The following is a 13,990-nucleotide window of genomic DNA, read 5'->3' on the forward strand; positions in this document are numbered from 1 at the left end:
ATAAAAAAGAATCTATGGATAGATTCTCTTAATAATATCTTTATTTAATTATAATTAATTATTTTTAAAGTATTTTGATAGTTCGGCTTCTTTTACATAAAAACCTTTATTATCAATCTTTATAAGTTCTTCTTTTTGCAATACTTTTATCATTCTAGAAACTGTCTCTCTTTTACAGCCAAGCATATCAGCTAAATATGTAACTGTAAGATTTACATTTAATAAGGTCCATTCTCCACAATAAATTCCAAACTCTTTACTTAATCTATACAATTTTGCTGCTAATTTCTTATCTACTTTTATAGATATTGAATTTTTTAACTGTCTATATAAACGTCTTGTCCTTCTCTCCATATAAGAAATAATATCTTTTGTAAGCTGAAAATCATTTTTCATAATTTCTGTAAATTCTTCAATGCTATAATAAGACACAATTGAATTTTCAAATGCCTCACATCCAACAGCAGAATTCTTCGTAAAATCAAAGGTAATGTCATTTATAATTTCTCCATTATTTAATATAAAAATCACCTTTCTCTCACCATTTTCGCTTATCTTAAAAATAGATACTTTTCCATCTAAAAGTACGTATACTCTGTCCAATTGTTCTTTTTCATAAAATAAAATTTCTTTTCTTTGTAATCTTTTTAGTTTAGCTTTTTCCTTAAGTTGATTCTTAGTTTCACTACATAAATTATTAAAAAGTATTACTTTGTCAATATCATAGTCTTTTAATTTAGACATGTAAAATCTCCCCATTACTAAATTTTTAAGAAAACCACATAAAGTATTACAAATATCTGATTTTATTCATTTTTAAACAGTTTTATAGCATTTGTAGTCTTGATTTTTCTTTCAATAGCTTCATTTGAAAGCTCTTTTACTACCTGTGTATATACTAAATCAATAATAAAAAATTGTGCCAATTTAGAGGATATTGAACCAGTTTCCAATACAGTTTCCCCAGATACATAAGATAAGTGCACATCTGAAATATCCTTTAATTCAGAATTTTTATTTTCAGTAATAGATATAATTTTAGCATTATTAGCTCTCGCAAGTTTTACAGTTTTTATAATTTCTTCAGTTTCCCCAGAATGAGAAATTGCAACTATTAAATCTCCTTCTTCCATTATAGAAGACATCATTATCATAGTATGACTACTATCAAAACTTACACAATTAAGCCCAATTCTCATAAACTTATAGTTTGAATCTTGTGCTATTATACCTGAATATCCAATACCAATAAAGTAAACCTTTTTAGCATTTATTATAAGTCTTGCACAGTCATGAACATCTACACTATTGATTATCTCAACAGTATTCTCTAAAGTAGTTATATTTGAGTTTAAAAGTTTCTTGGCTGTATCTAAAGCTGGCTCATCATTTTGTATATTCTTATTTATAATATTTTTTTTATTACTACTTGATATTTCTTGCGCTAAAGTAACTTTAAAGTCTTGCAACCCATTAAACTTCATTTTTTTAACAAATCTAGTTATAGTTGCTTCACCAATATTACTCTCTTTAGCAATTTGTGATATTGGTTTATAAAATACATCCTCTATATTTTCCTTTATATAAGCTATCAATAATTTATCTGACTTTGTAACTTTAAAAGTTGGTGATTCCAATTGTTCTAAAATACTCATTAAAAAACCTTCTATTCTCTATATTTTGTTTAAAAAATTATACAATGCCCCAAGCATACCTGCATCATTTTGTCTCTTTGCAAATTCTACATTAGTATTTTTATAAACTCTTTCTATAAGAATCTCCTTTAATGCTCTATCTATTTTAGGTTTTAGAAATTCTTCTTGTGCCATTATTCCACCACCTAAAATTACAACTTCAGGATTTATTACATAACATATATTTGCAATACCAATTGCTAATGATTTTATCATATTATCCAATTCTTTTAAACAATCTTCGTCATTATTCTTTGCTAAATCAAAAATTATTTTCCCATTTAGGTCATTTTCATCCATATTTTTTATTTTTGCTAATTTTTTTACCAAACTACTAGTTGATGCTAGTTCTTGGAAAGTACTTCCATTCATATTCATATATCCTACTTCACCAGCACTATTACTAAATCCATTTATAAGCTTATTATTTATTATAACACAACCACCAATACCAGTACCTATTGTCATACATATAGAAGAAGTTGCTCCCTTACCTGCTCCAAGCCACATTTCACCAAGGCCAGCACAATTAACATCATTTTCAACTTCACATTTTATATTAAATTCTTTTTCTATCTCTTTCTTTAATTCCATACCTTTATAGTTTGGAATTAATTCTTCTAACGCAAATACTATCCTACCTTCAATTGGGTCAACCATACCTGCAGTTGATATACATATCCCATCAATATTGTTTTCTTTCATATATTTTTTAACTATTTTCTTTATTTTAGATAATATTCCTGGTCCACCTTTTTCTTTTGCTTCAGTATCTAAACTGGATTTATCGATTATTAACCCATCTTCTCTAATAAATCCATATTTTATTGAAGTACCTCCAATATCTATACAAACGTAATTTTTCATAACATATCTCCATACAAATTATTTTTATAACCAATATTACTAATTAAAATTTTATATTACATGAATTTTTTATTTATTTTTTCCAACTCACAGATATATTTTCTCGCTTCTGATAAATCTATGGTATCCTTTAATATAATTTTTTTCTCAGTTATATGATATTTATAAATATTCTTACATAAATCTTCTCCCAACATATTAAGACCTTCTTGACTATAATGTACATCATCAATAGTTAGACCTTGGTCATGAAATTTCATAGCAATTTTGCTTCCTATGCTTAATATGTCACATTCATTACAAGCAAATTCTTGTGCTGCTGCAATTCGTCTTGTTCTAACAAAATATTCATCTTCTCCAAGCCAATAACCAGTTAAACTAACAAACATTTTATCAATGATACATTCTTCCTTTAGTCTATATGCAATTTTTTTTAGACTCTCTTTATAGTATAAAACATCACTACCATACTTTGCATCACTTTCACCTTGAATCCAAATAACATATTTATTTGTTATTTTATAATTCTTGCTTAAAGTATTACACCCTGCATTAAATTTTTCTATAGTGTCATTTAAAAACCAGTTATTATCATAATTCCAATTTTTTATTCTTGACCCATCCTTTGCATTGTGTATAAAACAAACTTTATTACCAGTAAGTCTATTCCACTCATTTGAAAATGCAGGTGCTATAGTACCATCTCCTTCAGAAGTCTCTAATTCACATCTCATGTTTACAATCTCGTTGCTACTTAAGTATTCAAAACAATTCTCATTTGGAATAACACTGTCTTTTGGATTTCCTAAGCCTCTCGCATTACTTTGTCCTATTAATAAAAATACATCTATTTTATCCATAAATTAACTCCTCTATACAATTCTAAACCTTTTAATATCTATTTAAACTTTCTTATAAAAAACTAAGGCTGAAAATAGTAATCTAACTAAAATTTACGAAATATCACTAATCGCTGAAAGTTAAATCACTATTTTCAGCCTTAGTAGTTATATAAATTTTCATTATCTAACCAAAACCTTAAAAATAGCTTTTTTTATATTTTCTTTTTCTGAAACTTTTATTGCTGTCATATGTGCATCTTCTGGATAACATACTAAGAAATCACCTTTTCTAAGTTCAACATAGCCATTGTTTTTCCCATCAAGAGGCAAAAAGTCACTATCTTCTTCATATGTCTTTTGCTCTAAATTTTCTATAAAATTCAAATCTATTCTTTCGCATCCATCTAGCATCAAGTGTACATCTATATATTTCTTATGAGCTTCCCAGAATCTTTCTTCTTTTTCACAAGTTTTATACTCAACAATATTTACAAAGATATCATCACCATCTATTGTATGAGTCCCTTTTTCGTAATCTATCAATGAATTTTCTTTAGCATATTCAAAACACTTAAGTAAGTCTTCGTGTAATGTTGAATATGTCTTACTATGATTTATACTTCCAAATATCATAATCACTATCTCCCTATATAATTTTAAGTATATTCTACTTTCAGGTTTTTTACATATACAGTTCTTTATACATTCTTATAGAGTAGCTAGATTATTTATATATCTAATCACTCTAATCTAGCCACTCTATAGGATAATTTCTTATTTAAATTCTATATTATTTTTCATAATAAACTGTAGTTTCAGCTTTTGGTAAAGATACTTTTGCTTTAACTTTAGATTCTATTGCACTAAATACTGTTCCTACTACTACAGAAGTAGTTATTGTTATTAGAGAATAAGCCCAAGAAGTTACTTCTGGCATTCTATATTTTAGATAAACAACTAAAATTGCTGATACTGCAAATCCAATATATGCTCCCATTTTAGTTGCTCTTTTACAAAACGCACCAAGTACAAATATTCCTGCTAAAACTCCTAGAACTAGCCCCATAAAACTATTGAACCATTCATATGCTGACTTTATTTCTCCATTTGCTAAGATTATTGCAACAACTATAGAAAGTATACCTACTCCTAATGATATATATTGTGCAACTTTAGTTTGTCTTTCCATACTCATATCTTTTGTTATAATAGTTTGTATATCTAAAGTCCAGCTTGTAGCAACTGAATTAAGCCCTGTTGATAAAGTTGACTGAGATGCTGCATATATTGCTGCAAGTAGTATTCCTGTTATACCTACTGGTAATTCATAAGCTATATATGATGCAAATACTTGGTCTTGTTGAACTGTTTGTGCTAAATCTGGGTTTTGAGTATAGTATATAAATAAACAAGTTCCAATTAGATAAAATACTGTTGCAAGTCCCATTGATAAAACACCATTTCCATATGTCATTTTGTTAAGTTGTTTTATATCAGTTGTTGTAGTAAATCTTTGAACTATATCTTGACTTGATACATATGATGAAAAAGTATTAAGACCAGCTCCAACAAATATTATAAATGCACTTGTAGATAGTATGTTTTTATCAAACATAACTTCATTTGTTGCTAAGAACTTATGCCCACTTGTAAGAGTATCCATCACTGTTCCAAATCCGCCATTTATACTTGATATTAAATAAAATAGCGTACCTGTAACACCTACTATTAGTACCATGCCTTGTATAAAGTCAGTCCATAAAACAGCTTTTAATCCACCTGTATATGAATAAATTATTGCTATTACCCCCATAACTATTATTAACACATTTACAGGTATTCCTGTAAGACCTGCTAAAACTACTGATGGTAGATACATTATTATAGACATACGTCCTATTTGGTATATTATAAACATTAAAGCTCCAAGTACTCTAAGTCCTTTACTTTCATATCTCATTTCTAAGTATTCATATGCAGTATCTATCTCTAATCTACTGTATAAAGGTAAGAAGAATTTTATTGTTAAAGGTATAGCTATAAACATACCTAATTGTGCAAACCATAAAATCCATGTTCCACCATAAGAATTACCTGCTAGTGATAAAAATGATATTGGGCTTAATAATGTGGCAAATATTGATACTGATGTAACCCACCATGGAATAGTTCCATCACCTTTGAAGAACTCTTTTCCTTTCATTTCCTTCTTTGAAAATAACAATCCTGCAAATAAAACTGCCAATAAGTAAACTACTAGTATTGCAAAATCTATCCAAGTAAATCCTACCATTTGACCAATCCTCCCATACTAAAAGTATTTTTATTAAAAATACTTTCTGTATATTTCTTTCGCTCTTGATTTCATTTCATCAGTTGCTTCTTTCATAGGTTGTCTACAGTATCCAGCTTCAACGCCTTGTTCTTCAAGTAGTAATTTAATTGTTTGATATAGACCATTTCCTAATATATCTGTTATTAAATCATTTGTCACATGTTGTACTTCAAGTGCTTCTGATATTTTTTCACTCTTCGTTAGTTCAAATATTTGTCTAGCTCTGATACCGTTTACATTAAATGTAGAACCAATTGCCCCATCTACACCTAAAACTGTAGCTGGTAACATCATTTCATCAAATCCTGCAAATATTAATTTATTTGGGAATGTTTTTCTCATTCTTTCTAATAAGTAGAAATCTGCTGCTGTAAACTTAACACCTATTATTTTTTCATTTTCAAATAATTCTCCAAATTGATCTAAACTCATATCAACACCAGTTAAAAATGGTATAGAGTATATTATTAATCTATTGTCTACAGAATTTATTATTGTATTGTAATAATGTTTTATTTCTTCAAAATCGAATTTATAATAAAAAGGTGTAACAGCACTTATAGCATCATATCCTAAATCAGTTGTAAATTTAGCAAGCTCTACAGCTTCTTTTAAATTAACTGAACCAACTTGAGCTATTAACTTTATTTCTTCTTTTACTTCGTCCTTAGCTATTTCAAATATTTTTTTCTTTTCATCAGTTGAAAGCATGAAGTTTTCTCCTGTACTTCCTCCTACATAAAGACCATCTATTTTACAAACATCTATATTATGTCTAATTATTTGTCTTAACCCTTTTTCGTTTATATTTCCTTCCTTATCAAATGAAACTAATAATGCTGAATAAATTCCTTTCATATCTGTTGTTCTCATATCTTTACCTCCAATTTTAATTTTCAAATATAGTTAAATATAATTAATTTTTAATTAATTTCAATTGCTTTAACAAATTTTTCTGTTATCAATTGTGGTCTTGTTATTGCTGAACCTACAACTGATGAATGAACTCCAATTTCAAAGACTTTCTTTAAATCTTGAGGAGTATTTACTTTTCCTTCTGCTATTACAGGTATTTTTAAATCTTTAACCAATCTTTCCATCAATACAAAATCTGGACCATCTAAAATTTCTGTATATGGAGTGTATCCAGATAATGTAGTTGAAACGCAGTCTACACCGTATTTTTGCGCCTTAACAGCTTCATCATAATTTGAAATATCAGCCATTACTAAAACATTATTTTCTTTTATATAATTTATAATTTCTTTTAAATCTTCATTGTTTGGTCTAACTCTATTAGTAGCATCCAGTGCTATCATCTCACATCCTGTTGCTAAAAGCTCATCTACTTCTTTTTTAGTTGGTGTTATATATATATCTGAATCTTCGTAATTTCTCTTTATAATACCTATAACAGGAAGTCCAGTAACTTTTTTTATTTCAATAATATCATCAACTCCTTGTGCTCTAATGCCAACTGCTCCGCCTTCTTGAGCAGCTTTAGCCATTCTACCCATTATAAAAGAACTGTGAAGAGGCTCATTTTCTAAAGCTTGGCATGATACTATTAGTCTTCCCTTTACCTTATCTAGCATTTTTTCGATTACCTCATTTCTGAAATTTATTTTCTTAATTTATGTATTAATAATAACATGAAAACTTTTTCTTTGCAATATTTTTTCATATTTTTTTATTAATTCTATTTTTTATAGATTTATTCCAAGTATTTCCTTATATTTCACAGTTTTAAGAAAATTTATTTCATTTTTTTGGTTTTTATTTTCATTTCTATATAGATACAAATGATTTCAATAAAAAAACCCATGTATACAATACATAGGTTCCCCAATATTACTCTAAATCCATAATAATTTTTCTACCACAACATGGACAAAACTCAGATTCCGAATCTACTTCACTTTCACAATAACCACAAACTATAAAATTATCGCAATCATTATCTAATTCAAATTTTTTACCACATTCAGCGCAATATTTGTCATTTATATTTCCAATATAGCCACATTCACAAGTTACATTGCTTTCTGCAATTTCCATATCATTAATTTCCATATTTTTTTCATAAATTATCTTATCAAGTTCTAATAACTCATCACAGAATTTATCAAAACACTCATCATCAATAGAATTTTCTCTAATTTTTTGATAAGTCAACATTCCCATTTCTAAAAAGATTTTACTCTTCTTTTCTTGAATATCATCAATTTCTCTATTTATCTTTGATTTTTCTTTATATAATTCAATCTTAAATTTTCCATTACCAAATCTTTTCTTAACCTTAGAAAATTTATCATCTACTGTCTTTTTATTATTTTCTTCCACAGAAGTTTCCTCCAATCATATTTAATCAGCTGAGTTTAGCTTATATCCTATTAAAGATATCACAAAACTGTATATAAATGAAATTATAATAGTTGAGAACAATTTAAATTGCATAACTAGAGTTGTTCCATAGCTAGTTGTATTAAAGAAGTTAATATTACTATCAAGTATAAAAGTACTAAATAGAGCCAACATACCCATTAAAAATGCATAATATATACTAAATATTATTACAGGTTTAATATTATCTGTATCATATTTAAATCTTAATTTATATCCATTTAATAAAATTATTAATGCAGACAAAGCCCCCATTGCATAAAACATTAATTTAGTATCTCCAAATAAAGAGGATGAGCCTAAGCTAAGCATTGAAACTGTTGAATTTATTATTGTTACCGAAATTCCATTTGCAAAAGCCCACATGTAACTAGCAATTTGTGGCAATACAGCAAATAAATCGATACCACTTGAATATCCACTCATATTCAATTCATTTAAATAACTACTATCAGATATAGTTAATATAAAAAGTATTGCTAACACTAAAACATAACCTAATATGAATATTTTAATAGCATTTGAAAAAAGGGACATATACATATTTTCTTTTTCATAGCTTTTTCTATAATTAGTTATATATGTACATATAAATCCTAATACAAATCCATTTAAAAGTGCACTAAAAAATTCATAACTATACTCTAAAGCATATCCATACTCTAGCATACTATGTGAGCTAGTTTTAACATTAGTAAAAGTACATAAAATAGCTAAAATTAATCCATAAAAAATTCCCACTCCAAGAGAATTGGCTAATGTAGTTTTTGAATCCTTACATCTTTTTCTCATAAAAATTAAATTTGATATAATTAATCCTAAAACAGGAATTATAAGTAATATTAACAATCCTATATTTGCACTTATAAATCCAGAACCCATCATAGTAGACATAGATACGCTAATTTGACCTAGATTAAGGGCTAACATTATATGTGCTGGATTTATCATGTAACTGATATCATTAAATTGAATAGTAATTATAGCCTTAAATATTAACGAAATAACAAGCAATATGAATATAGTTGAAAAAGTCGTTAAAAATATCCCTCTTGTATTTGCGTGATATGAGAGTTCTTTTATTTTAGATTTTAAGTCAAGTTTTGTTTCGCTCGATTTTAATGATACTATTTCATGAAGTTCATTTCCACAAAATTTACAGTAATTATCTTTAGGATTATTTTCTTTGTTGCAACTAGAACAAAGTTTATCTTCTTTAGTTTCAAGTGTAAGGTTATTATTTTTTATTTTTCTAGTTGGCTTACCTGTTTTTTTAGAATAGTTACTATATGAATAATTCATATTATCTATTTTTTTTTCATCCATTTTTTCCCTCCAAGTTTTACCATTGTCAATTATCAAATATAACTATATCATATAAAACTTAATTATACCTTAATTGGATATATTTATCTATTTTATTTGTCTTGTATTAGTATTTCATTATAATTGTCTAATATTCTAAAATAAATAACTTACTAATCTTAATTATAATAAAATACTAATACAAAATTTTATTTAATCTTAACTAATAAATACTATCTATTACAAATTTAGATTGTTACATATAACATATTTTGCTATAATTAAGTTATAAACAAAGTATTCCGAGTATCTAAGAAAAGAAGAGGAATACTTATTTTTATGTTTTATTTTTAATGGAGGCTTATATGAACTTAGAAAATTTTAAAAAATTCTTTGGATTCCCTCTAGATAAAAAATACAAAGAAAATGTTGAACGGGAACTTTGCAATTATCTTTATCATACAGGCAAAATTATTTGTATCATAATAATAATATCTCAACTAATTATGATGATATCAATATCAGCTAGAGATGGTGGTCCTTTTGCCACCCCAAGACGTCAATGGTATTTTTGTATGTATATAATACTATTTTGTATCTCTTTAATTTTTATGCTTGTTTTTTCTTATCTTTGGAATAAAAAAAAGGAACATTGTACTTATTATATAAACTTGTGGGTGATTTATGTAACATTTTTCTGCTTATGGGGTTGTGTAATTACTTTGCTTGACCAGTTAGGCGGAAATGATTTGAGTGTATTCAGTTATATAATGTTAACAGCTGCTGCTTTTTCAGTATTAAAATTAGGTCAATCAATAATAGTTTTTGGAGGATGTTTTTTATTTCTTAATCTACTCTTACCAGGAATTCAAACTGTATCAGGTAATGAGTTCAGTAATATTGTAAACACATTTTTTATAACATCACTTGCTATTTTTATTTCTACAATGTTATATAGAAGTCGTGTATTTACTTATTATGATAAAATGCTAATCCATCAACAATATGAAGAAATCTCCCATATGAATAATTTATTAAATCTTAAGGTTATGACTGATGACCTAACTAAAATGAATAATCGTAGGTATTTAGAAGATGTTCTTCAAAAAAAATTAAAGACCCATACAAAGCAAGAACCTATAACAGGAATGATGATAGATATAGATTATTTTAAACAGTTTAATGACACTTACGGACATCAAAAGGGTGACTACTGTTTACAGAATATTGCTAAAGTAATTTTAGATTTTACAAATTCTGAAAATTCACATGCTATCCGTTATGGTGGTGAAGAATTTTTTATATGTCTTTTCAATTGTGATGAGGCGAATGCTAAACTTAAATCCGAATATTTACGTAAGATTATAGAGTATTGTAATTTTGAACGTGATGACGTTCCTTCAAAATGTGTGACTGTTAGCATCGGAGTTCATACAAAGAAAGTTGAAGAATTAATAACTTTAAATGAATTTATAAGTTATTGTGATAAAGCTTTATATATTGCAAAAGAACAAGGTCGTAATCGTGTTGAGTTTTATTAGGAGTATAGAAACAAAGTATTAATCCTTATATTTATATTTTCTTAATAATAAATTTATTTTGTTCAAAATATTTGTATAATATTATGTAAACCTATAAATTAGCTTTTAGATTCATAATTATTAAATCTATAAATTATACTTAAGTCTAACTTATAGATTTAATAATTTTATATATAATTAATTCATGTTTAAAATTAATTCACATTTCAATTTTAATGTCTATAGACTATCTTATACTACATTTAGACATGTATTTTAAAATTTCTTATAACTTAGTTTTCCATTTCCTTAATCAATGATACATTTTGTTTCTCTACAGAATTTAAAACATCTGTATCCGCTCCTATACTATAATCTGGCTGATACCATGACTTATTGCTAAAATAGCTTTTATAAGGTTCTTCTTTAAATACATATCCATATCTTGCAAATATTTCATTTCTTATATATGCTAACTCCTCTTTACTATAAAGCTCAAGTTCATCTTTAGTTAATACTCTAGAATCACTATCATATATAATATAATCATCATCATAACTTACTTCTTTATTTTTCAAATTCGAACTTGAACCTGAATTACTTTTAGTACTCTTTTTATCAGTATTTTCACTATTTTCCTTGTTATTTATACTCTTGATAAATTTCTCCGCGTCTTCTTTGGAAATTTTATTAAGTGTACCACTTACATTATTAGCTTGTAATGAAATTTCATTACTATTAAACTTAGTTATAGTAAATTTTTCCTTTGATAAAGTATCTTTTCCTTTTAATACTATGCTATTACTATCTGAACTTTCTACTTCATATTTAACTGTATAATTGCTTTCTTCTTCACTTTTACTATAAAGTTTTATCTTATTTGGCTCTTCAAATTCAAATATATTATATTCATCAGCTTTCCAAAAACCATTTAAGTCTTTTGGTTCTAAATTTTTAGAGTAAATCAATTTATTTCCTAAATAAATCTCTGAATATTTTCCTACATTGTTTATTTCTATATTGTCTTTCTTAGTTTTTAAATTATAAAAATGTATTTCCTTATTTTTAGTGGAATATGCTATATTCTCTGAATTAAATGAATAGCCAACAACATCACTTGCTATCCTGTCTTTATCTAAAAATAACTCACCACTTGATTTAATATAAAGTAATTTTTCATCATTAATAATAGATACATTAGAATTTTCTTTCATATCATTGCCTATTTTTTCTCCTTCTTTATTATTTTTCTTAATATATACATCTCCATCAGAATTTGTAAATACAATTCCATCTTTAATAAAACTTACATAATTAATGTCTGATTTTATTTTATTAGACACCTCTTTACCTATTTCTTTCTCATATAATTCATCATCACTATTTATAAAATAAAATTTACTATCTCTATATTTATAAGACCTAACATCCGATGCTATTTTTTCACTAGCATTATTTTTGTACAAATATAATTCACCTTTCAAATCCTTATAATTATACTCACTTATATACATAATTTCTTCATCATTAGATTCTACCCCCCATAAATTTGATACATCTGAACTAATTTTGACCTTATCATTTTTATCTGCACTTTTTAAATATAGATTATCATCATTATTTATAAATATTACATCACCTTTATTATTTACAATATCAAAACTCTGTATATCAGTAGATATTTTTTCTTTATTTCCATCTTCTTTATATAGATATAACTCTTCATCTGTATTCATATAATATATGAATTTTCCATCTGTAGACATCCTATACAATACAACATCATTGGCTATTTTTTCTTTATCTTTTCCATCGTATTTTACATACAAGGATTTTTCTGATGATATATATGCTATAGTGTTTGAAGAAGGCATAAATTCATATGAATTAATTTCGTCAGAATATAAATCTGATGCTATTTTTTCCTTTTCTTTTTTTAGATTATACTTATATAAATTATTTTCTTTATCTTGGATTAATATTGATTGTTCTCCATTTATATAATCTTTTTTAGTATATGTAGGTACATCTGATGCTATTTTTTCTTCATCCTTACCTTCTGTCTTTATGTATACATCTGTCATATCACCTGAGTTATTCTCATCATTTTTTAATAGTATAAGAGAATTATCTTTGTTTGCTTGCTTACCTTTAGAATCATTTTCTGAACTGCAACCTGTACATATAAGTGCCAAACTTAAAACTATAAACAACCCTTTCTTTAACATTATTACTCCCCCTCATGATAATGATAAAACTTTTTGTGTAATAAATATACTATTCAATAATTTTTTAGATTTAAATCACTTTACATATTTTTATACTATTTACATAAATATAATGCTTAAATATAATTTATATTTAAACTTCCAAAAAATTACTCTACTAGTTATAGTATAGCACAACAAACGTTATCCAAGCACACCCACTATTGTCACTCCAAAAGCTTTTAATGACTCTTGAAGCACTTCATTTCCACCATAAGGATATCCAATAGGGTTAAAATAAAGTTTAGCAGTTTGTTCACCAATCATTTCGCAACCTTCTATTGTATAATCGCCAAGTCCAATTTCAGAAAACACAGTCTCAAAATCCCATGAAACAGACTTTATGTATTCCTGTCGATTCTCTTCATCCAGTAGTTTATAGTTCTCCCAAAACATTTTATTTTCTGCTTCTGTTGGCCACCAAAAATAATCTAATTCTTCTTTATTATAAAATTCGTCTACTTTTTCTAAAATATAATATTCTAAATCCTCAATTTGTATACAATCATTTTTTATATCTGCTATATATGAAAATAAATTTTTTATTCGATTAAATATTTTTACATCATTCACATTAAATTTAATAAAACAAAAACTACACATTATTTATCCTCCTAGTATAAGTAACTTATAATTACATTGTATAATAAAATATGAACAAACAAACTACATATATTTGTAAACACAATAAAAATAACTTGTATGTATCTAAATCAGATAGCACACAAGCTATTTTATTATATCGAAAAATTATATA

13 protein-coding genes are annotated in these 13,990 nt (G+C 26.3%); 1 reads left to right on the forward strand and 12 read right to left on the reverse strand.

Going from position 1 to position 13,990, the window contains the following annotated elements; translation table 11 throughout:
* Positions 1 to 54: 54 nt before the first annotated feature.
* The 10 genes from IC214_RS19160 to IC214_RS19205 all read right to left on the reverse strand — a co-directional run bounded on the left by IC214_RS19160 (position 55) and on the right by IC214_RS19205 (position 9,467).
* Entirely contained in the window at positions 55 to 744 is a 690-nt protein-coding gene (locus IC214_RS19160) for a Crp/Fnr family transcriptional regulator (protein WP_227434918.1), read from the reverse strand.
* 62 nt (positions 745 to 806) lie between these two features.
* A complete protein-coding gene (locus tag IC214_RS19165; RefSeq protein WP_227482491.1) occupies positions 807 to 1,655 on the reverse strand; it encodes a MurR/RpiR family transcriptional regulator in 849 nt (282 codons plus the stop codon).
* An 18-nt stretch (positions 1,656 to 1,673) separates the two neighbouring features.
* On the reverse strand, positions 1,674 to 2,561 hold the full coding sequence (locus IC214_RS19170) for an ROK family protein (protein WP_227434920.1): 888 nt from the start codon (positions 2,559 to 2,561) through the stop codon (positions 1,674 to 1,676).
* A gap of 56 nt (positions 2,562 to 2,617) precedes the next feature.
* Positions 2,618 to 3,421, reverse strand: a complete 804-nt coding sequence (locus tag IC214_RS19175) for a sialate O-acetylesterase (RefSeq protein WP_227866909.1) — start codon at positions 3,419 to 3,421, stop codon at positions 2,618 to 2,620.
* A gap of 162 nt (positions 3,422 to 3,583) precedes the next feature.
* A complete protein-coding gene (locus IC214_RS19180) occupies positions 3,584 to 4,036 on the reverse strand; it encodes a YhcH/YjgK/YiaL family protein (protein WP_227434923.1) in 453 nt (150 codons plus the stop codon).
* A gap of 157 nt (positions 4,037 to 4,193) precedes the next feature.
* The gene (locus tag IC214_RS19185) at positions 4,194 to 5,696 is read right to left on the reverse strand and encodes a sodium:solute symporter (protein WP_227434925.1); all 1,503 of its coding nucleotides are present in this window, start codon (positions 5,694 to 5,696) and stop codon (positions 4,194 to 4,196) included.
* A 33-nt stretch (positions 5,697 to 5,729) separates the two neighbouring features.
* Complete coding sequence (locus tag IC214_RS19190; protein ID WP_413926681.1) at positions 5,730 to 6,611, reverse strand: N-acetylneuraminate lyase; 882 nt, start codon at positions 6,609 to 6,611, stop codon at positions 5,730 to 5,732.
* A 50-nt stretch (positions 6,612 to 6,661) separates the two neighbouring features.
* Positions 6,662 to 7,333 (reverse strand): N-acetylmannosamine-6-phosphate 2-epimerase, encoded by a 672-nt coding sequence (locus IC214_RS19195; protein ID WP_227855256.1) that lies wholly within the window; start codon positions 7,331 to 7,333, stop codon positions 6,662 to 6,664.
* 256 nt (positions 7,334 to 7,589) lie between these two features.
* Complete coding sequence (locus IC214_RS19200; RefSeq protein WP_227434928.1) at positions 7,590 to 8,081, reverse strand: zinc ribbon domain-containing protein; 492 nt, start codon at positions 8,079 to 8,081, stop codon at positions 7,590 to 7,592.
* Between the two features lie 21 nt (positions 8,082 to 8,102).
* Positions 8,103 to 9,467 carry a hypothetical protein gene (locus IC214_RS19205; RefSeq protein WP_227866910.1) on the reverse strand — a complete coding sequence of 455 codons (1,365 nt, stop codon included), beginning with the start codon at positions 9,465 to 9,467 and terminating at the stop codon, positions 8,103 to 8,105.
* A 344-nt stretch (positions 9,468 to 9,811) separates the two neighbouring features.
* On the opposite strand from IC214_RS19205, the gene IC214_RS19210 reads away from it, so the two are divergent.
* A complete protein-coding gene (locus IC214_RS19210) occupies positions 9,812 to 10,987 on the forward strand; it encodes a GGDEF domain-containing protein (RefSeq protein WP_227855520.1) in 1,176 nt (391 codons plus the stop codon).
* A 272-nt stretch (positions 10,988 to 11,259) separates the two neighbouring features.
* Here IC214_RS19210 and IC214_RS19215 read toward each other — a convergent pair whose 3' ends face one another.
* Both IC214_RS19215 and IC214_RS19220 read right to left on the reverse strand, forming a co-directional pair.
* Positions 11,260 to 13,194 (reverse strand): YARHG domain-containing protein, encoded by a 1,935-nt coding sequence (locus IC214_RS19215; RefSeq protein WP_227866911.1) that lies wholly within the window; start codon positions 13,192 to 13,194, stop codon positions 11,260 to 11,262.
* A 183-nt stretch (positions 13,195 to 13,377) separates the two neighbouring features.
* Complete coding sequence (locus IC214_RS19220) at positions 13,378 to 13,836, reverse strand: hypothetical protein (RefSeq protein WP_227862708.1); 459 nt, start codon at positions 13,834 to 13,836, stop codon at positions 13,378 to 13,380.
* Positions 13,837 to 13,990: the final 154 nt, after the last annotated feature.

This window comes from Clostridioides sp. ES-S-0190-01 (assembly GCF_020658275.1).
Taxonomy (GTDB): domain Bacteria; phylum Bacillota; class Clostridia; order Peptostreptococcales; family Peptostreptococcaceae; genus Clostridioides.